Annotated in this window: 14 protein-coding genes; 7 read left to right on the top strand and 7 right to left on the bottom strand. The window is 73.5% G+C overall.

Features of this window, described 5'->3' with window-relative positions:
* Positions 1-4: 4 nt before the first annotated feature.
* Positions 5-1,552 (bottom strand): M4 family metallopeptidase, encoded by a 1,548-nt coding sequence (locus ACFUC1_RS16890; protein WP_379121851.1) that lies wholly within the window; start codon positions 1,550-1,552, stop codon positions 5-7.
* A 109-nt stretch (positions 1,553-1,661) separates the two neighbouring features.
* The gene (locus ACFUC1_RS16885) at positions 1,662-3,701 is read right to left on the bottom strand and encodes a M4 family metallopeptidase (RefSeq protein WP_379121849.1); all 2,040 of its coding nucleotides are present in this window, start codon (positions 3,699-3,701) and stop codon (positions 1,662-1,664) included.
* Between the two features lie 374 nt (positions 3,702-4,075).
* Between ACFUC1_RS16885 and ACFUC1_RS16880 the strand changes: the two genes are divergently transcribed.
* Positions 4,076-5,995: an alpha/beta fold hydrolase gene (locus ACFUC1_RS16880; protein ID WP_379121847.1), complete on the top strand. Its 1,920-nt coding sequence runs from the start codon at positions 4,076-4,078 to the stop codon at positions 5,993-5,995.
* A 137-nt stretch (positions 5,996-6,132) separates the two neighbouring features.
* The gene (locus ACFUC1_RS16875; protein WP_379121845.1) at positions 6,133-6,714 is read left to right on the top strand and encodes a hypothetical protein; all 582 of its coding nucleotides are present in this window, start codon (positions 6,133-6,135) and stop codon (positions 6,712-6,714) included.
* Between the two features lie 133 nt (positions 6,715-6,847).
* Here the strand turns inward: ACFUC1_RS16875 and ACFUC1_RS16870 are convergent, their stop codons facing one another.
* Complete coding sequence (locus ACFUC1_RS16870) at positions 6,848-7,249, bottom strand: cobalamin B12-binding domain-containing protein (protein WP_316006198.1); 402 nt, start codon at positions 7,247-7,249, stop codon at positions 6,848-6,850.
* 129 nt (positions 7,250-7,378) lie between these two features.
* Between ACFUC1_RS16870 and ACFUC1_RS16865 the strand changes: the two genes are divergently transcribed.
* Positions 7,379-8,365: a lipase family alpha/beta hydrolase gene (locus ACFUC1_RS16865; RefSeq protein WP_379121843.1), complete on the top strand. Its 987-nt coding sequence runs from the start codon at positions 7,379-7,381 to the stop codon at positions 8,363-8,365.
* Between the two features lie 117 nt (positions 8,366-8,482).
* Positions 8,483-9,271, top strand: coding sequence for a M23 family metallopeptidase (locus ACFUC1_RS16860; RefSeq protein WP_379121841.1), 789 nt, complete (start codon positions 8,483-8,485; stop codon positions 9,269-9,271).
* A gap of 36 nt (positions 9,272-9,307) precedes the next feature.
* Here ACFUC1_RS16860 and pcrA read toward each other — a convergent pair whose 3' ends face one another.
* Together pcrA and ACFUC1_RS16850 are read right to left on the bottom strand one after the other, a co-directional pair.
* Positions 9,308-11,797 (bottom strand): DNA helicase PcrA, encoded by a 2,490-nt coding sequence (gene pcrA, locus ACFUC1_RS16855; RefSeq protein WP_379121839.1) that lies wholly within the window; start codon positions 11,795-11,797, stop codon positions 9,308-9,310.
* A 62-nt stretch (positions 11,798-11,859) separates the two neighbouring features.
* Complete coding sequence (locus ACFUC1_RS16850; protein ID WP_379121837.1) at positions 11,860-13,194, bottom strand: aromatic acid exporter family protein; 1,335 nt, start codon at positions 13,192-13,194, stop codon at positions 11,860-11,862.
* Between the two features lie 251 nt (positions 13,195-13,445).
* On the opposite strand from ACFUC1_RS16850, the gene ACFUC1_RS16845 reads away from it, so the two are divergent.
* Together ACFUC1_RS16845 and ACFUC1_RS16840 are read left to right on the top strand one after the other, a co-directional pair.
* Entirely contained in the window at positions 13,446-14,279 is an 834-nt protein-coding gene (locus ACFUC1_RS16845) for a uracil-DNA glycosylase (RefSeq protein ID WP_379121835.1), read from the top strand.
* Between the two features lie 7 nt (positions 14,280-14,286).
* Positions 14,287-14,856 carry a GNAT family N-acetyltransferase gene (locus ACFUC1_RS16840; protein ID WP_379121833.1) on the top strand — a complete coding sequence of 190 codons (570 nt, stop codon included), beginning with the start codon at positions 14,287-14,289 and terminating at the stop codon, positions 14,854-14,856.
* Here ACFUC1_RS16840 and ACFUC1_RS16835 read toward each other — a convergent pair.
* Both ACFUC1_RS16835 and ACFUC1_RS16830 read right to left on the bottom strand, forming a co-directional pair.
* Entirely contained in the window at positions 14,832-16,214 is a 1,383-nt protein-coding gene (locus ACFUC1_RS16835) for an ATP-binding protein (protein ID WP_379121831.1), read from the bottom strand. The genes ACFUC1_RS16840 and ACFUC1_RS16835 overlap by 25 nt on opposite strands.
* On the bottom strand, positions 16,211-16,903 hold the full coding sequence (locus ACFUC1_RS16830) for a response regulator (RefSeq protein ID WP_379121829.1): 693 nt from the start codon (positions 16,901-16,903) through the stop codon (positions 16,211-16,213). The genes ACFUC1_RS16835 and ACFUC1_RS16830 overlap by 4 nt, the downstream gene beginning before the upstream one ends.
* 159 nt (positions 16,904-17,062) lie before the next feature.
* On the opposite strand from ACFUC1_RS16830, the gene ACFUC1_RS16825 reads away from it, so the two are divergent.
* Positions 17,063-17,492 (top strand): hypothetical protein (locus ACFUC1_RS16825; RefSeq protein ID WP_379121827.1); only part of this gene is annotated, 430 nt, incomplete at its 3' end.

The raw sequence follows: 17,492 nt of genomic DNA, 5'->3' as shown, positions 1-17,492 counted from the left end.
GGGGTCAGCAGGTCTGCGCCCCGGCGGGGACGGCGATCGCGTCGAAGGCGCTCCTGACGGCTGCGCAGGTCGGCGAGCCGGCGCCGTACAGCTCCTTCGCCGAGGCGATGGCGCCCTCGCGCGCCGCCTTGTAGTCGCTGCGCGAGGTCAGCTTGGTCGACAGGGTGCGGTACCAGACCTTCTCGATCGCCGCGCGGCCCGCGCCCGTGACGGCGGGGGCGCCACCACACGTCGGGCTGTTGTAGGCGACACCGTTGATCGTCCTGGCCCCCGAGCCCTCGGAGGCCAGGTAGAACCAGTGGTTGAGGGGGCCCGAGGAGTAGTGCGGGTCGAGGTTCCGGGTGCTGGTGGTCCAGCAGTCCTGCGACCGGCCGTCCCTGCTCGGCTTGTCCATGTACCGCAGCGGGGTGCCGTTGCCGTTGATGTCGATCTTCTCGCCGATCAGGTAGTCGCCCGGGTCGGCGGACGAGTTGGCGTACCACTCGACGGCGGTGCCGAAGATGTCCGAGGTGGCCTCGTTGAGACCGCCTGCGTCACCGCGGTACACGAGCCCCGCGGTGTTCTCGGTGACGCCGTGGCTCATCTCGTGGCCGGCGACGTCGATGGCGGTCAGCGGCTTGGCGTTGTTCGCCCCGTCGCCGTAGGTCATCTGGGTGCCGTCCCAGAAGGCGTTCACGTAGGCGTTGCCGTAGTGGACCCGACTGCGGGCGCCCGTGCCGTTGTCCCAGATCCCTTTGCGGCCCAACACGTTCTTGTAGTAGGCGAACGTCTTCTCGGCACCGTAGTGCGCGTCGACCGCAGCGGTCTGCCGTGACGACACCGAGCCGTTGCCCCAGGCGTCGTCGGCGTCGGTGAACTGGGTGCCGGTGCCGGTCGTCGCGCCGTTGAGGTCGGTCGTGTAGTTGCCCACCGAGTCCTTGAGCAGGTAGCTGCCGCCCGACAGGGTGGTGCCGAGCGAGACGGTGCCCGAGTACATCGAGCTGCCGGTGCCGGGGGTGACCTCGTCCCAGGAGTCGAGGGTCGCCCCGGTCGTGGCGTCCACGACGGTGTGCAGGCGACTCGGGGTCTGGTCGGCCCTGACGCCCTCGCGGACCGTGTCCCAGGCGAGGCGCGCGCCGGACTCCGCGGCATACACGACGAGGTCGGAGCGGGTCGCCCCGCCGGCGCGCGAGGAGGCCTGGGCCGCACTCAGCTTCGGGGACGTCGAGGCGACGGCGACGGACCTGGCCGCGTTCCAGCGCACGGACCGGGTGGCGCCCGCGGCCGAGCGCTCGACGACGAGGTCCCCGCCGACGACGCGCAGGCCGTCGAAGGTGCGGTCGTAGCGGACGTGGACGGTGCCGTCCGGGTCGGTGACGGTGGAGCGGACGACGAGGGCCTGCCCCGGGCCGAGGCCCAGCGCTCTGGCCGCGTCGGCGACACGGGCCTGCTCGGCGGCCACGCCGGGGGTGGGGCGGACTGCCGCGGCGGGGGCCGCGGACGCCGAGGAGAGCGGAACTCCTGCGGCGAGGACGGCGATGCCTGCGACGGCACCGGTGGTGAGACGGTTCACTGCGATCTCCTCCATGAGATGGGCGCGCCGGGGCGGCGCTGGTGCGGTGGGAGCGGACCCGGGCCCGGAGGACGCCCGGGGCCGCCCCCACCGGTTCAGGGGCGACGCGTCAGCTCGTGGCGACCGACGTGTCGTCGACGACGAAGGACGTCTGCAGGGACGAGTCCTCGTTCATCAGGAACTTCACCGCCACCGTCTTGCCCTTCCAGGCGGTGAGGTTGAAGGACTTCAGCGTGTACGTCGCGTTGGTGCCCACGTTGGAGTACGTGGCCAGCGTCGTCGTGGTCGAGCCGTCGACGACCTGCACCTTCATCGTGTCGTATGCCGTGGTGCCCGACTCCGCGGTGTCCGTGCGCAGGTAGAACGACAGGGTCGCGCTCGTCACGGTCGAGGGGATCGAGACGCTCTGCTGCTCGGTCTCGGTGGCGGTGGTGCCGTTGCCGCCGAGCCACATCTTCCAGGAGCCGGTGCGGGCCGGACGCCCGGTGTCGTTGGTGATCGGGCCGGACGTCCCGGTCCAGACGGTCGCGCCCGACTCGAAGCCCGGGTTCTGCAGCAGGTTGCCGCTCGGCGGGGGCGTGGTGCCGCCGCTGCAGCTCGCGCTGCCGGCCGGGACGGCGATCGCGGTGAACGCCTTCTCGACCGCGGCGCAGGTGGCGCTGCTCGCGCCGAACAGCTCGATCGCCGAGGTGATGGCGCCCTCACGGGCGTTGAGGTAGGTGCTGCCCGAGGTGAGCTTGGTGGACAGCGTGCGGTACCAGACCTTCTCGATGTTGCTGCGGCCCGCGCCGGTGACGGTGGAGCCGTCGCAGGTGGGGCTGTTGTAGGCGACACCGTTGATCGTCTTGGCGCCCGAGCCCTCGGAGGCCAGGTAGAACCAGTGGTTCAGCGGGCCCGAGGAGTAGTGCGGGTCGAGGCTGCCGAGCGAGGAGGACCAGCAGTCCTTGGAGGCACCGTCCTTGGAGGGCTTGTCCATGTAGCGCAGCGGGGTGCCGTTGCCGTTGATGTCGATCTTCTCGCCGATGAGGTAGTCACCGGGGTCGGACGGCGAGTTGGCGTACCACTCCACCGCGGTGCCGAAGATGTCCGAGGTCGCCTCGTTGAGGCCGCCGGCGTCGCCGCTGTAGTTGAGGGCCGCCGTGTTCTCGGTGACGCCGTGGCTCATCTCGTGCGCCGCCACGTCGATGGCGGTCAGCGGCTTGGCGTTGTTCGCGCCGTCGCCGTAGGTCATCTGGGTGCCGTCCCAGAACGCGTTGTTGTACGCGTTGCCGTAGTGGACGCGGCTGCGGGCACCGGTGCCGTTGTCCCAGATGCCGTTCCGACCGAGGACGTTCTTGTAGTAGGCGAACGTCTTCTCGGCACCGTACTCGGCGTCGACGGCCGCGGTCTGGCGCGAGGAGGTGGTGCCGTTGCCCCACACGTCGTCGGCGTCGGTGAACTGGGTGCCGGTGCCGCTCGTCGCCCCGTTGAGGTCGGTCGTGTAGTTCCCCACCGAGTCCTTGAGCAGGTAGGAGCTGCCGGACAGCGTGGTGTTCAGGGTGACCGTGCCGGAGTACATCGAGTTGCCGCTGCCGTTCTCGATCTCGTCCCACGACGTGATGACGGCACCCGTCCTCGCGTCGACGACCGTGTGCAGCCGGCTCGGCGTCTGGTCCGCGCGGACCCCCTCGGTCAGGACGTCCCATGCCAGGCGCGGGGAGCCGCTGCCCGCCCAGACGACCAGGTCGCCGTTGGTGGTCCGTGCGGCGTAGCCCGCACGGCGCGCGCCGGAGGCCTCGGCCGCCGACTCGCTCACGGTGGGGGTCGTCGAGGACACGGCCACCTGGTCGGTGGCGTTCCAGCGCACCGTCCTCAGGCCGCCGCTCGAGGTCTTGTCCAGCACGAGGTCGCCGCCGAGCACGCGCAGGCCCTTGAAGGTGCGGTCGTAGCGGACGTGCTGGGTGCCGTCTCGGTCCGTGACGACGGACCGGGGCACCAGCGTCTGGTCCGTGGAGAGGCCGAGGGCGGCATGGTCACGGTCGGCCGCGGCCGACGCTGCGGAGGGGGTGGCGGCGGTGGACTGCGGTGCGGCGGCAGCGGCGGACAGTGGGGTCGCCACTGCTGCAGCGGCTGCGACGGCGAGTGCGGCGCCGGTGGTCAGACGGGACACGGTTCCTCTTCTCTGGGCGGGCGCGGGTGGGTGCACCTGCGCTGCATGGGTGACGCCGCGGTCCCTCCGGCGCGACGCGGGATTGGTCGCTGGCTCGGGCGCCGTGCCGACCCAACCCTGCGTCCCGAGCGGTGGTCAACGAATCTGGCCAAGACTTTGCCAAAAGCGTGGAAACCCCTCTGCGACACCGAAAACGGGCCCGGATTTCCCCCGCGTTGCACCAAGGACGGGCAAGCCGCGCGGGCCGCCGTCCGCCTGTCCGACCGGCATGCGGACGGTCCGGACCACGATGTGGGCGCGTAACCCGGGGTCCGCCGGCCTCGTTGTCACGGCACAGGCGGGCACCCCGGCCCGCGATGGACCGTGGAGGCCCGATGACGCGCCGCACCCCAGCAGGAGCCCCGGCACGACCCCGCCGCACCCCGACCCGGACGGTCACGGCCGTCGCCACGGCTGCCCTCGCCGCAGCCGGACTGCTCACGGCCGCGGGCGGCAGTGCCTCCGCCGCCACGACCACGACGGACACCGTCGACGTCTACACCGGCCTGCACTTCACGGTCCCGGCCGGCAACGACGACCTCGGCCGGCCGCAGACCTGCACCATCGACGCCGACCTCTACAAGCCGCACTCCGCCGGCCCGACGAACCGCGTCCCCTCGATCCTCACGACGAACGGCTTCGGGGGCAGCAAGACCGACCAGGCCGGGCTGGGGCGCGCCTTCGCCGAGCGTGGTTACGCCGTCCTGTCGTACACGGGGCTGGGCTTCCCGAACAGCGGGTGCAAGATCTCGCTCGACGACCCCGGCGTGGACGGCGTCGCGGCGAGCTCGTTGGTGACGTTCCTCGGGGGTGGCGGCAGCGCGGCATACGACTCGGCGCAGGTGGGCAGCACGACCACCGGTCCGGGCACGCTGGCCGTGGACTTCACGAAGCTCGACGACGCGGCCACCCACGACCCGCGCATCGGGATGATCGGCGGGTCGTACGGCGGGCAGATCCAGTTCGCCACTGCCGCAACGGATCCGCGCGTCGACACCCTCGTCCCGCTGATCACGTGGAACGACCTGCGCTACTCCCTGGCCCCGAACAACACCAGCTTCACCCGGGGCGTCACGTACGCGAACTCTGCACCGGGCACGGAGAAGCTCGGCTGGACCGACCTGTTCTTCGGGGTGGGCATCGCCGACGGCGTCCAGGGCGCGACGATCGACCCGACCCGCGACGTCGGCTGCCCCAACTTCGTCCTCGAGGCCTGCCAGGCCAAGGCCACCCTCGACACGCTCGGCTACCCCACGAGCGACACCTACCGGCTGACCGACCGGGTGTCGGTGGGCCACTACACCGACCGGGTGAACGTCCCGACGTTCCTCATCCAGGGCGAGAACGACACGCTGTTCAACCTGCAGGAGGCGGTCGCGACCTACCGCCAGCTGCGGTCCCGCGGCGTGCCGGTGACGATGGCGTGGCAGTCGTGGGGCCACTCAGGCGGCGCGAACGGCAACAGCGGCGCGGCCCCGGGCGAGCTGGACCTCTCCGGGCAGCACATCGAGGACACCTACCTCGGCCTGCGCATCAAGAACTGGTTCGACCACTACCTCAAGGACAGCACCGTCTCGACCGGTCCGGGCTTCGCGTACTTCCGCGACTGGGTGTCCTACACCGGTAGCGCTGCCCCCGCCTACGCGTCGGCGCCGAGCTACCCGGTCGGGACCCGGCGGTCCTGGTACCTCTCGTCCGGCGACGAGCTCGTGTCCTCGAAGTCCGCGATCCTGCCCGGCAGCACCTCGTGGTCCAACCCCGGTGGCGGCGCCCCGGCGTCGTACACCGAGGTGTCCGGGCTCGAGGGCCAGGTCTCGCTGCCGTCCGGCCTCACGACGCCGTACGACACCCCGGGCACCTTCGGCGCCTGGACGACGGCCCCGCTGGCGACGCCGCTGACGGTCGTCGGCTCCCCGACCCTCGACGTCCGGTTCGACTCGCCGGTCGTGGCGGGGACGCAGGCCCTCGGTCCGAGCGGCCAGCTGCAGGTCTTCGCCAAGCTCTACGACGTCGCCCCCGACGGCACGCAGGTGCTGGTGCACAAGCTGATCAGCCCGGTCCGCGTCGCCGACGTCACGCAGCCCGTGCACATCGAGCTGCCGGCGATCGTCCACCTCCTGGAGGCCGGGCACCGGCTGCGGCTCGTCCTGGCCAGCACCGACGCGGCGTACAAGAACGCGTATGCCGTGCAGCCGGTGACGGTGCACGCCTCGCCGACGGAGCCCGCGACCCTCTCCGTCCCGACGGTCGGCTGACGCGCCAGCCGCGCGTGACCCGGGTCACACGGAAGGCGTTGGCGCGCAGGACCTAGGGCCCTCGTGGGGCCGGTGGGCCGGTTGAAGCATGGAAGTGCAGACAACCGGGCCATCGGCCCACCGAGGAGGAAACCACCATGACAACCGTCCAGCGCCACCCCCGGCTCGACGTACTCGTCGAACACGACGTGGTGACCCATGTGGCAGCCCGCAGGATGCTCGCGGTGCTGCGCGTCGCCTTCGGGCTCACCTTCCTGTGGGCCTTCTTCGACAAGCTGCTCGCCCTCGGGTGGGCGACCGGCACCAGCCAGGCCACCGGAGCGGTGGACCGGTTCGGACCGGCCGCGTGGATCCACGGCGGCAGCCCCACGACGGGCTTCCTGAAGTCCGTCGCCCCGGGCAACTGGTTCCACGGCTTCTTCACCGGCATGGCCGGGCACGCCTGGGCGGACTGGCTGTTCATGATCGGCCTCGCCGGGATCGGGCTCGCCCTGACCTTCGGCATCGGGATGCGGATCGCCGCAGCGACCGGCGCGCTGCTCTACGCCTTCATGTGGGCGGCATCGTTCCCGCTGGCCAACAACCCTGTGATCGACGACCACGTCATCGGTGCGGTCACCGTGATCGCACTGGCGCTCGTCCTCGCCGGTGACGAGTGGGGATTCGGGCAGCGCTGGGCCCGCACGTCCCTGGTTCGCCGGTACGGATGGCTGCGGTAACCCGCAGCAGTCCGCGCCTCGACGGCGCGGCACGGGAGGGGCCGGGGCGGACGCCCGGCCCCTTCTTCGTGCCCGGCGTGGCTGCGGCACGACGACGGTTGGCCAGTGCCGTGGCGGTCCGGGACGGCCGGGGTCAGAGGGGCGTGACGTTCCCGCGGACCCACTCGACGATCTCGGTCGTCGTGGCGCCAGGGGTGAAGACCTTCGCCACCCCGATCTTCTCCAGCTCGGGGATGTCCCCCTCGGGGATGATCCCGCCACCGAACACCACGATGTCCGACGCGTCACGCTCGCGCAGGAGCTCCATGACCTTGGCGAACAGGGTCATGTGCGCGCCCGAGAGGACCGACAGTCCGACCGCGTCGGCGTCCTCCTGGATCGCCGCCTCGACGATCTGCTCGGGGGTCTGGTGCAGGCCGGTGTAGACGACCTCCATGCCCGCGTCGCGAAGTGCGCGGGCGACGACCTTGGCGCCACGGTCATGTCCGTCGAGCCCGGGCTTGGCCACGACGACGCGCAGGGGGGAGTCACTCATGAGCGCAGACTAGCCACTCCCAGGGGCCCTCCCCGACACGGCGTGAGGTGACCCACGTCCCGCAGGTCCGGCCCCTGCGGGCGCGTCCGGCCTGCAGGATGGGCCGACACCGTCTAGGTTCAGGACGTCATGTCGCAGAGCGCCTCCCGCCCGCGTCGACGTCCCGCAGAGCTGCGGCCCACGTCGGGCTCGCCCGCGCGCCCTGCCCACGCCGTCCTGCGGGCGGCGGCACGGGCCGTGACCGCCGCCGAGGCTGCGGGCGACATCGTCGGCGGGGCCGCCAAGGCGCTGGCCACCCCCACGGGGCTCGTCGGCGCAGCCGTGGAGGCGGCGTGGCTCACCACCCACATGGCGCTCTACCCCTGGGGAGTCCTGGGGCGGCACGGTCGCGAGAGCCAGCTCGGGTACCGCGTGGAGCACCTCCCGCCGGTCCAGCGGGGGCTCGTGATCTCCGACGTCGAGGCCGCCGGCACCCCGATCCTGCTCGTGCACGGCATGGTGGACAACCGGTCGATCTTCACGCTGCTGCGGCTCGGGCTCCGCCGGCGAGGGTTCGGCCGCGTGACGAGCATGAACTACTCGCCGTTCACCACGGACGTGCGCACGGCAGCGGCCCGCCTGGCCGAGGAGGTCGAGGCCCTGGTGGCCGAAACGGGCTACGAGCGGATCCACGTCGTCGGCCACTCGATGGGCGGCCTCATCGCCCGCTACTACGTCACCCGCCTCGGCGGTGACGAGCGCGTCCACACCCTCGTCACCCTGGGCACGCCGCACCAGGGCACGTACACGGCATACGGCTGGCACAGCTCGCTCACCCGGCAGCTGCGCCCCGGCAGCGGCCTCATGCGTGAGCTCGACCAGCCGGTCGAGGACTGCCGCACGCGGTTCGTCGTCTACTGGTCGGACCTCGACCAGATGGTGTTCCCGCAGCGCCACGGCGCCCTCGACCACCCCGACTTGGCGGCCCGCAACATCCCCCTCCACGGCGTCGGGCACATGTCACTGCCCATCCTGGGCAGCGTCGTCCACGGCATCTCCTCGACGCTGGCCCACCTCGACACGGAGGGCCACACGGTGACCCCGGGCGTGACCGAGCTGCACCCGAACGCCTCCTGACGGGCCAAAATACCGGGACGAATCGGACGGTTTTCGCCGAGTCGATTTTGGGTAACGAACCGGTCACGCTAACCTCGGTGACTCCCGTGTCCCCCCGCACGTCAGGTCATCTGCTTCGTGAGCTCTTCCTCCTACGAGGGTCGCCACCGCGCCCCGGGTCGCCACCGCGCCCCCCGTCGTGGTGCCCGCATCCCCACCGGGCTGAAGAGCGGCTTCCTCCTCCCGAGCGCAGCCGCTGCCGCCCTCGTGGTCACCGCCAGCGGCGCCACCGTCGCCGAGTCGGCCCCCACCGTGTTCGACCTCTCGGGGTCGGCGGCCCGGACCAGGGCCGCGAATGCCGCGGCCGCCGAGTTCGACCGCGTCGAGGCCGAGCAGCAGCGTGAGGTCCAGGCCTCCGCGGTCGCCACGCGGGCCACGGAGGCGCAGCGGATCGCGCGGGACGCCGAGCGCCGCAGCATCGCCAGCAAGCAGGCCGCCGCCGACGCGGTGCGCCAGGCCGAGGCCGCTCGCAAGGCACGCGAGAGGTGGGTGCCCGCGATCGCCGGTGCCGCGTTCACCTCGGGCTTCGGCTGGCGCTGGGGCAAGATGCACGAGGGCAACGACTTCGCGACCCCGGTCGGCACGCCGGTCCACTCGATGTCCACGGGGACGGTCACGTTCGCCGGGTGGGAGAGCGGCTACGGCAACAAGCTCGAGATCACCTACTGGGACGGGACCGTCTCGGTGTACGCCCACCTGAGCTCGATCCAGGTCTCGGTCGGCGAGAACGTCGACCCGGGCGAGGTCGTCGCGCTGTCGGGCAACACCGGCCACTCGACCGGCCCGCACCTGCACCTCGAGATCCACCCCGACGGCGGCGCGGCCATCGACCCGGCCCCGTGGCTGCACGCCCACGGCCTGCAGTAGCCGGCACCCGCCCCACCCGGACCCGGGTGGCTGGGCTCAGAGCTTCTCGAGGGGGGCGTAGCGCAGCAGGAACCGCTTGACCCCGGTGTCCCCGCCGAAGTCCACGTGCGCCTGCGTCTTGTCGCCCTCGCCCTCGGTCTTGACGACGGTGCCGAGGCCGTAGGAGTCGTGGGTGACCTTGTCGCCGGCGTGCAGGGCGATGAGCGGCCGGTTGCCGGGCGAGCGGACCCCCGGACGTGCCGCGAGGGTCGCCACCGCGGGCGTCGAGGGCCGGCGGGTCGAGGTCGCCGCCTCCGCGCGCTGCCAGTCGAGCAGGTGCCCGGGGATCTCGTCGAGGAACCGGCTCGGGGGGTTGTACTGCGGCGCCCCCCATGCCGAGCGGACCGCGGCCCGCGACAGGTGGAGCCGCTCGCGGGCCCGGGTGATGCCGACGTACGCGAGCCGGCGCTCCTCCTCGAGCTCCTTGGGGTCGCCGAGCGCCCGCAGGTGCGGGAAGGTGCCGTCCTCGAGCCCGGTGAGGAAGACGACGGGGAACTCCAGGCCCTTGGCCGTGTGCAGCGTCATGAGGGTGACGACACCCTGGTCGGCCGCCTCCTCGTTGTCCGGGATCTCGTCGGCGTCCGCGACCAGCGACACCTGCTCGAGGAAGTCCTCCAGGCTCGCGACCTCACCCGTCTCGGCCCGCGTCTCGTCGAACTCCTGGGCGACGGCGACGAGCTCGGCGAGGTTCTCGATGCGCGTCTCGTCCTGCGGGTCGTGCGACGCGCGCAGCTCGGCGAGGTAGCCGGACCGGTCGAGCACGGCCTCGAGCAGGTCGGCCACGCCGCGCTCGTCGTCGGCGTGGACCTCGCCGAGGCCCTCCAGCAGCGCAGTGAAGCCCTTGATCGCGGTGACCGAGCGCGTGGCGATGCCGGGGGCGTCCTCGGGGCGGCCGAGCGCCGCGACGAACGGGATCCGCTCGCGCTCGGCGAGGGCGGCGACGCAGGCCTCCGCCCGGTCACCGATGCCCCGCTTGGGCACGTTGAGGATGCGGCGCAGGTTCACCGTGTCGGCGGGGTTGGAGAGCACGCGCAGGTAGGCCAGGGCGTCCTTGACCTCGCGGCGCTCGTAGAACCGCGTGCCCCCGACCACCTTGTACGGCAGGCCGACGCGGACGAAGACCTCCTCCAGGGCACGGGACTGGGCGTTGGTGCGGTAGAAGACCGCGACGTCCTTGGGCTTGACCCCTGCCCTGTCGGCGAGCTCGTCGATCGTCTTGGCCACGAACGCGGCCTCGTCGTGCTCGTTGTCGGCGACGTAGCCGACGATGAGGTCGCCGTCACCGCTGTCGGTCCACAGGTTCTTCTTGCGCCGCTCGGGGTTGCGCGCGATGACCGAGTTGGCGGCCTGCAGGATCGTCTGGGTCGACCGGTAGTTCTGCTCGAGCAGGATCGTCCGGGCGTCCGGGTAGTCCTCCTCGAACTCGATGATGTTGCGGATCGTGGCGCCCCGGAAGGCGTAGATCGACTGGTCCGCGTCACCGACCACGACCAGCTCCGCCGGCTCGACGACGGGCCCGTCGGAGCGGCCGGGCGCCGAGTCGTAGCCGCCGACGAGCTCGCGGACGAGCTGGTACTGGGCGTGGTTGGTGTCCTGGTACTCGTCGACGAGCACGTGGCGGAACCGGCGGCGGTAGTGCTCGGCGACGTCGGGGAAGGCCTGCAGGATGTTGACCGTCGTCATGATGAGGTCGTCGAAGTCGAGCGCGTTCGCGGCCCGCAGGCGGCGCTGGTACTCGGTGTAGGCCTCGGCGAGCATCCGCTCCTGGTGCGTGCCCTCGGTGACCCGGGAGGCGAAGGTCTCCTCGTCGACGAGCTCGTTCTTGAGGTTGCTCACCTGGTGGCTGAACGACCGCGGCGGGTAGCGCTTGGGGTCGAGGTCGAGGTCGCGCAGGACGAGGGCCATGAGCCGCTGGCTGTCGGCCGCGTCGTAGATGGAGAAGGTCGACTTCAGCCCGACCTTGCCCGCCTCGCGGCGCAGGATCCGCACGCACGCGCTGTGGAACGTCATGACCCACATCGCCTTGGCCCGCGGCCCCACGAGGGCGGCGACGCGCTCACGCATCTCGGCGGCGGCCTTGTTGGTGAACGTGATCGCCAGGACCTGGCCGGGCTGCACCCCACGGGCGGCGAGCAGGTAGGCGATGCGGTTGGTGAGCACGCGGGTCTTGCCCGAGCCCGCACCGGCGACGATGAGCAGCGGGCTGCCCTCGTGCAGCACCGCTGCGCGCTGCTGCGAGTTGAGCCCCTCGAGCAGGGCCTCGGGGTCGGGCGCGTCGCCAGGTCCACCGGGTATGCCGCCGGGCCGGCCCTCGGCCGCGGCCTGCGCCCACGTGGGCACGCCACGCTCGTCGACGGCCGTCGCGCGGGCGGTCGCGGCGCTCGTGCGGCCCCCGGGATCGCGCGGAGCGCCGTCGCCGGAGGGGCCCTGCTTGTCGGAGGGGCCCTGCTTGTCGGAGGGGAACAGGTCGTCGAACAGCGTGCTCATGTTCCCCCAAGCCTACGTGGCGAGGACGACACCCACGAACGCCACGAGCCCCGAGCTGCGGCTCAGCGCGGGTGGTCACGGCCTGTGGGCGACGACACGGCGTCCGGCGCCTCCCCCCACCCGCCCGCGCGGCGGACCCGCGCCCGCGGCAGGGCGTCGCGCACCAGGGGCGCCACGGCGGCGATCGGGGCCGGGCGCTGCCACGCCGAGCGGAGCCGGGCCCGGCGCTCGAGGTCGAGCTGGACCAGGACCTGCTCGACCGCCGCGAGCACCGAGCCGCGCAGCAGCCACAGCTCGAGGCGCCCCTCGGGTCGGCTCGTGAGCAGCTCGGTGAGGATCGCCCGGGTCTCCCGCAGGATCTCCAGGCTCTCCGCGAGCGCCTCCTCGGCCCGCTCCTCGGCGCCGCCGGCCTCGGCGTGCACGAGGCGGCCGTAGGCTCGCAGGCAGTCGGCGATGTCGGCGAGCACCACGGAGAACGCGAGCCGCGCGTCCTCGTCGAAGGCCGCGTCGGCCTCGGCATCGGCGCGCTCGTCCTCCTCCGGCGGCAGCTCGGCGAGGATCACGGTGAACAGGGCGCGGATCGCGAGCACGGTCGCCTCGAGCCGGTCCAGGCCCTCGCGCAGCCCGGGCTCGACATCGGCCGTGGTGAGGGCGCGCGGGTTGAACCGGCGACCCTCCTTGACCTGCGTGACGACCGCCGACGCCTCGGCCACCTGCGAGGCCACGCCACGGGTCTCGTCCGCCCACCGCTCGACCTCGGCGCGGCGCAGGCGCTCGGCGGCCATGGACCTCGACGCGCCGTCGAGGCAGTCCGCCGTGGCGTACGCGACGCGCAGCACCGCCCCACCGGCCCGGCCGGTGGGCACGGCCGAGGGCAGCAGCAGGTTGAACAGGACCCCGACGCCGGCGCCCACGAGGGTCAGGGCGACGCGGGCCTCCGCAGCGACGTCGGGCGAGCCCACCGCGAGGATGAGCATCGCGCTGATGGGGACCTCGAGTGCCTGCTCGCCCAGGCGGAAGACCTTGGCCAGGAACAGCGACGCCCCGATGACGGCGGCCAGGCTCCACCACGACAGCCCCGCCAGCGCCGAGAACCCCACGGCGACGAGGACGCCGGTGAGGACGGCGCCGACCCGCAGCAGGCTCATCCGCAGCGTCGAGAACGCCGAGGCCTGGACGACGAGCAGCGCGGTCAGCGGCGCCGTGAGGTCGACGGAGATCCCGGTCACCTGCCGGGCGATGAGCCACGCGACGACTGCGGCCGTGGTGAGCCGCAGCACCCACGACACGGTCGGGCGCAGCCGGGCCGGGACGTCGCGCCAGCGCGTCGGCCGCCCGGGCCACGCTCGGTCCGCGGCGGCCGACAGCCCCGCGCGCACCCGGCTCCTGTCCGCCACGACGGAAGGGTTGCACGGCCCGGGCCGGTGCGACAGGTGGAGCGGGGCCGGGCGGGGGCGTCTACGGTGGCCGGGTGGCCGACACCGGGCAGGACGCAGCCGTCGACGACCTCGGGCGCCCGGGTCGCGGGCGGTCCCCCGCATCGCCGCCCCCCGCATCGCCGCCACCCGCATCGCCGCCCCCCGCATCGCCGCCCCCCGCATCGCCGCCCCCCGCATCGCCGTCCCCGGGCCCGCCGTCCCCGACACCGGTGTACCCCGCCGAGGCGCCGCACCCGCTGACCGGGCGGCTGTTCCCCTCCCCGGTCCCGCCCGGCACGGGCTGGCCCGGCGACCCCGCCACAGCCGCCACGCCCGTCGCTACCGCCCCCGACGACGTGGTGCGCCTCGCGGACGACGCGACCACCCTCGCCGAGCTCGACGCCCGCATCTCCGTCTGCCGCGCCTGCCCCCGGCTGGTGCAGTGGCGCGAGGACGTGGCCACCGCCGGGCGCCGGGCGTCGTTCGCGGACCAGCCGTACTGGGGCCGACCCGGCCCGGGCTTCGGTGACCCCGCCGCCGAGCGGATGATCGTCGGCCTGGCCCCGGCCGCCAACGGCACCAACCGCACCGGGCGCATGTTCACCGGCGACCGCTCCGGGGACTGGCTGTATGCAGCGCTGCACCGCGCGGGGTACGCCACTCAGCCGACCTCGGTGGCGGCGGGCGACGGGCTGGAGCTCCACGGCATACGCATCGTGGCGACGGTGCGCTGCGCGCCGCCGGCGAACAAGCCGACGACGGCGGAGAAGGCCACCTGCGCCCCCTGGCTCGACCGCGACCTCGAGCTCGCCGCACCGCGGCTGCGCACGATGATGGCGCTGGGGTCGATCGGCTGGGACGCCACCCTCGGCGCCGCCCGCCGGCTCGGGTGGACGGTGCCGCGGCCCAAACCGCGCTTCGGCCACGGAGCCGAGGCCGTGCTCGGGCTCCCCGACGGGCGCGAGGTGCGGCTCGTCGGGTGCTACCACGTGAGCCAGCAGAACACCTTCACGGGCAAGCTCACCGAGGCGATGCTCGACGCCGCGATCGCCCGGCTGCGATAGTGCCGGGGTGGTCCTGCTCGCCACCCCGCACGTCCGGTTCCACCGCTCGTTCCTCGAGGCGGCGGACGAGTTCGTGGCCGCCGGGGAGCCGCAGTACGCCGGAATCCTCGACTGGCCGCCCGAAGGGGACTTCCCCGGCCTGCGGTTCACCCGCGAGGGGCTCGAGGACCCGGAGCAGTTCCGGCGCCTCGTCGACAACCGGACGGGCGACGAGCTCGCCGGAAGCCCGCGGCCGCCTGGGTGGACCACCGCCACGCACTGGTGGCTCGAGGACCCCGACGAGCCGGACCGGTACGTGGGCGGGATCTCGTTGCGGCACCACATCACCCACCCGCTGCTCGCCACCATTGGCGGTCACGTCGGGTACAACGTCCGGCCCACGGCGAGGCGCCGCGGCTTCGCCAGCGACGCGCTGCGGCAGGTCGTGCCGCTGGCGGCCCGGCGCGGCATCCCACGGCTGCTCGTGACCTGCGACGTCGACAACGTCGCCTCGGCCCGGGTCATCGAGTCCTGCGGCGGGGTGTTCGAGGGCGAGCTGCAGGGCAAGCGCCGCTACTGGATCGGCACGGGTGCCTGAGCCCCGGCCGCGAGCGGCAGCCGGACCCGGAAGCATGCCCCGCCCTCGGGGGCGACGTCCGCCTCGACGAGCCCGCCCATGCCGGTCACCAGCTCGTGCACGAGCGCCAGTCCCAGTCCCGTGCCGACGGGCCGCACGCCCCGGTACCGGTCGTGCAGCGCAGACCGCTCGAACGCGACCGCACGGTCCTGCTCGGTCAGCCCGGGTCCACCGTCGCGCACCTCCAGCACCGCCTCGCCGCCCTCGACCCGCAGCGCCAGCACGAGGGGCCGGCCGGCGGGCGTGACGCGCAGGGCGTTCTCGGCCAGCCCGTCGAGCGCCTGCCGGGTACGGGCCGGGTCGCCCACGACGCCCACGCTGCCGGGCGCGCGCTCCAGGCCGAAGGCGAGCCCCTCGGCCGCGCACCGGCGACCCCACACCTGCCCGGCGGCGTCCACGAGTCCGCCGAGGTCGAACGGCCCGATGTCGTACCGGAAGTCGTCGGCGCCGACCCTGGCGAGGTCGAGCAGGTCCGAGACCAGCCGCTCCAGCCGCGACGACTCGGCCACGATCGTCGCTCCCGCGGCGGGCACCGCCGACCCCGTGGCGACCCCGTCGGCGAGCGCCTCGCCGAACCCACGGATCGCGGTCAGGGGCGTGCGGAGCTCGTGCGAGACGGACATGAGGAACTGCCGCTGCCTGCGCTCGCTGTGCTCGAGCGCCTCGGCGAGGGTGTTGAGGGACGCGCCGACCTCCGCCAGCTCCGCCGGGCCCTCGGGGGTGACGCGCACCGACCGCTCCCCCGACGCCAGCCGGTGGGCGGCAGCCGCCGTCCGCCGCAGCGGGGCGGCGAGGCGCCGCGCGAACGGCACCGCCACCCCCACCGCGACCACCAGCCCGGCGACGAGGGCGAGGAGCACGCGGTCGAAGAGCCGCAGCGTCTGCCCGATCGCGAGGTCGCTGCGCTGGGCGAACACCACCACCTGCCCCGAGGCCAGCGGCCGCACCTCGACGAGGACCGGCCGGCCGTCGATCCGCAGCGTGCGCGACACCTCCTGGTCCCGGTCCGCGCGGGGCAGGCGGGTGTATGCCGCGCGGGCGAGTGGGTCGCCGACGAGCCGTCCCGTGGTCGTGATCCAGGCGGCGGGGGTGTCCTGTCCCCGCACGACGCGCAACGACGGGCCGATGTCGGCGGGGCGGCTCGCGTCGAGGACGGCAGCGATGAGATCGGCCTTGCTGTGCAACGCCTTTCGTGCCTGCGACTGGTCGGCCGACCGCACGAGCCCGAGCGAGACGAGGGCGGCCACGACGACGGCCACGGTGGCCACGGCCGCCATCGCCACCGCGGTGCGGCGGACGAGGTCCCCGGGGCGCCTCATGACCGCTCCACGCCGTAGCCGACGCCCCGGACCGTCCGGATGGGGCTGGCCGCACCGAGCTTGGAGCGCAGCTGGGCGACGTGGACGTCGACCGTGCGCGAGGCGTCGTCCGCGGGGTAGCCCCAGACCGCCGACAGCAGCTCTGCCCGCGCGTAGACCCGGCCGGGCCGCGCCATGAGGTGGGCCAGCAGGTCGAACTCCGTGGTGGTCAGCGCCACCGGCGACCCGCCGACGCTCGCCCGCCGGGTGTCCGGCTCGAGCACGACGGCGCCGACGGTGAGGCGGGGCGCTGGAGCCGCCGCGGCGTCGCGCGCGCGCTGCTGGCGCCGGACCAGCGAGCGCACCCGCGCGGCAAGCTCCCGGGGCGAGTACGGCTTGGTGACGTAGTCGTCGGCCCCGAGCTCGAGGCCGAGGATCCGGTCGACCTCGTCGTCCCGGGCGGTGACGAAGACGACCGGCGTCCAGTCGTCGGCCGCGCGGAGCCGCCGGCACACCTCGATCCCGTCGACCGCCCCGGGCAGCCCGATGTCGAGCAGCACGACGTCGACCCCGCCGGCAGCGAGCCGGTCGAGCGCCGCGACGCCGTCGCCGACCAGCACCACGTCGTGGCCGTCGCGCTCGAGGTAGAGCCGGGCGACCTCGGCGATGGCCGGCTCGTCCTCGACGAGCAGCACCCTGGTCGCGGTCATCGGCGAGGTCCCATGGCGCAACGCTGGCGGACGCGCCGGGGCCGCGGCAAGGCCGACGCGGCGGTCCGGGGCGATCGAGAGCCCCCCGCGCCCGAACCCGAACACTCCCCGAACATTCCCGTCACACTCCTCGCACACCAGCCGGGCACCGTTGCCGGCATGACAACGCGCACTCTCCTCGTCCGGTGCGCCGCCCTGCTCACTGCCGGTGCGGCCCTCGTCCACGTCGGTGTCGCCGGCCAGCACTTCTCGCAGTGGTGGGCCGCGGGACTGTTCTTCCTCGTCGTCGCCGCCGCACAGCTCGGCTGGGCCCTGTGGGTCTGGTCCCGGCCGGCGACGCGCACGATCCTCCTGGCGGGGGCTGCCGGCTCGGTGGCGCTGGTCCTGCTCTGGGTGGTCTCCCGCACCAGCGGGCTGCCGTTCGGACCGGGGGCCGGCGTCGCCGAGCCGGTCGGTGCCGCCGACGTCGTCTGCGGGGTGCTCGAGGTGCTGGCCGCCGCGCTGGCCGTCGTCGCCACGGCCACCGCCCGGCAGCCGCGGGGCGCCGGGCCCGCGCCCCCCCCCGCCCCCCGCCACGCCGCCGGCGCGG

The organism is Pedococcus sp. NPDC057267 (assembly GCF_042668795.1).
Lineage (GTDB): Bacteria > Actinomycetota > Actinomycetes > Actinomycetales > Dermatophilaceae > Pedococcus.
This window is presented reverse-complemented; position numbering and strand designations above follow the sequence as displayed.

What these genes read in the sequence shown, in the direction of transcription:
- ACFUC1_RS16880 (WP_379121847.1), top strand. Translation starts at nt 4,076, where the DNA reads ATGACGCGCCGCACCCCAGCAGGAGCCCCGGCACGACCCCGCCGCACC.
- ACFUC1_RS16875 (WP_379121845.1), top strand. Translation starts at nt 6,133, where the DNA reads ATGACAACCGTCCAGCGCCACCCCCGGCTCGACGTACTCGTCGAACAC.
- ACFUC1_RS16870 (WP_316006198.1), bottom strand. Translation starts at nt 7,249, where the DNA reads ATGAGTGACTCCCCCCTGCGCGTCGTCGTGGCCAAGCCCGGGCTCGAC.
- ACFUC1_RS16865 (WP_379121843.1), top strand. Translation starts at nt 7,379, where the DNA reads ATGTCGCAGAGCGCCTCCCGCCCGCGTCGACGTCCCGCAGAGCTGCGG.
- pcrA (WP_379121839.1), bottom strand. Translation starts at nt 11,797, where the DNA reads ATGAGCACGCTGTTCGACGACCTGTTCCCCTCCGACAAGCAGGGCCCC.
- ACFUC1_RS16835 (WP_379121831.1), bottom strand. Translation starts at nt 16,214, where the DNA reads ATGAGGCGCCCCGGGGACCTCGTCCGCCGCACCGCGGTGGCGATGGCG.
- ACFUC1_RS16830 (WP_379121829.1), bottom strand. Translation starts at nt 16,903, where the DNA reads ATGACCGCGACCAGGGTGCTGCTCGTCGAGGACGAGCCGGCCATCGCC.